This is a genomic window from Cyanobacteriota bacterium (genome assembly GCA_025054735.1).
GTDB lineage: Bacteria > Cyanobacteriota > Cyanobacteriia > SKYG9 > SKYG9 > SKYG9.
Genome location: JANWZG010000574.1, coordinates 1 through 1,835 on the forward strand (window position 1 = coordinate 1; position 1,835 = coordinate 1,835).

The window sequence follows — 1,835 nt, forward strand, 5'->3', positions numbered from 1 at the left end:
TTGCCGCCGGAAAATCCTGCGCTTCTAGCATCAAACTGAAGCGTGTTGCGTCATCCTCGGCTTCAAACATGAGCACTACGTTGCGCTCTCCAAGTTCAGGATCCATCATCTTCAGAGTATGGATGCCCTCTTGGTCGGTGCCAGCATTAAACAACAGTACAAATACCTGCATAGGCAATGGTCTCTAACTCCATTTAGTTTAGACGATCCGTAGTCACCAGGATGAGGTCAATTCTGGGTTGTAATGATTGGGTTCTCTTACCAAGAGGGCCATGGTCTCTAAGGCTATTAGCGACATGACTGGTCTTCTACCCAAATGGCCTGGGGGCTGCTCGCTGAATTAACAGTCTGCGCAGCTAATGGTCTGCACTAAGGGTAAAAACACTGGCACAAGAGTGTGATGGCTGACGACAAGGGTAGGATAGGAGCGATCGCTGTAGTCTTGGCCGGGTTGCAGGGGAAAGATTGTCCCTGACTGCAAGGGCACCCAGACAGCTCCAGCCGCTTGCACAATTGCCCACACGGCTGCAATATCCCATATTTTGGGGGTAGCTTCCACACCAGCAAGGACTGAACCAGCAGCGATCGTCAGCAGGTTATAGGTAGCAACTCCTAACATGCGAACCTTACAAGGGACAGGCTGTTGTAATACAGATATACTGCGGGCACAGAGGTTAAAGAACTGGTTAGCTCCTGGTGCTGCTTGGCTAGCACGAATCGGGTGAGTTGTTTCCTGTTTGGTTCGATAAGCTCCCTGAGGCATTTCTAACCCAGAGTTACCCGTCCACCAGCCATGGAATGACTCTGCCAGCGGCGGCAGGTGTACATAGCCAAACACTGGCGTGCCCCGATAGAGCAACCCTAGTGAGATGCCCCATAACGGTAGCCCTCGTGCAAAGTTAGTGGTGCCATCCAGTGGATCAATGACCCAGCACCAGTCAGCCTCAGGAAACCGATGCTCGACTTCTTCACTCAGCACGCCATGATCGGGAAAGACTCGTTTGATGGCCTGCCGCAACTCTTCATCGGCCCAGCGATCGGACTGGGTTACAAGGCTGCCATCGGCTTTTTCGTCAGCTATCGCTTGTCCAAAATCAGCAAGAAGACGTGTTCCTACTCGATCAGTAGTAACCTGAGCTAGTTCCAAAACGGTTTGCCAAAATGCTGCCCTATCCATACTCTACGCCGCTAGCAACCACACCTGTGATCCTACCTAGCCATAGTGAACTTTGCCAGGTTGTCCCGTGAGTGGGCAGGGCATGACAGTAGCTCAAGCTCAGCGACGACGAAACTCCACCACATCGCGCTTGATAGTAATGTCATAGTTGCCAAAAAAATCGTGACCTAATAGGCCAATGTCTAAGGCTCCGTTAGCAACCGCTACGCGCACATTGCGGGCTACTGCTCCATTGACTTCGATCGAGTTCACTATAGCTAGATGTAGTGGAACGGACTGTTCACTGGCTGTATTGACAAAAACACGCCCAACTGGACGCAGTTGCATCACCGCTGCCATCTGAGGCGTAATCAATGTGCCACTGGCACCTGTATCGACAATCATCTCGAAGGTGTGGCGACCGTTGAAGGTAACGTCGATAATTGGCAGGCGGCCATCACGGCGCTTAATCACAGCTCGATACACGCCGGAGCTATTGGTAGACGAGCTTGGGGATGAGGCTGAGCTAGTCGGAGTCCTGCCAGGGTTACCACAGAGACGACCCAGATCAATCATAACGCCCGAAGAATTCTGCATGTAGCATTCAGGCTGAGCTGTCGATCGTGAAGCCGACACTAGTGGAACCATAATCATTACACCCAATGCCGCAACCCATCCA

At 51.9% G+C, this 1,835-nt stretch carries 3 protein-coding genes; all 3 read right to left on the reverse strand.

The features are described 5' to 3' along the window. On the reverse strand, positions 1-172 hold a 172-nt coding region (locus NZ772_18280; GenBank protein ID MCS6815504.1), incomplete at its 3' end, for a DUF3110 domain-containing protein. 168 nt (positions 173-340) lie between these two features. After that, positions 341-1,177 carry an inositol monophosphatase family protein gene (locus NZ772_18285; protein ID MCS6815505.1) on the reverse strand — a complete coding sequence of 279 codons (837 nt, stop codon included), beginning with the start codon at positions 1,175-1,177 and terminating at the stop codon, positions 341-343. Between the two features lie 99 nt (positions 1,178-1,276). Continuing rightward, on the reverse strand, positions 1,277-1,835 hold a 559-nt coding region (locus NZ772_18290), incomplete at its 5' end, for a retroviral-like aspartic protease family protein (protein MCS6815506.1).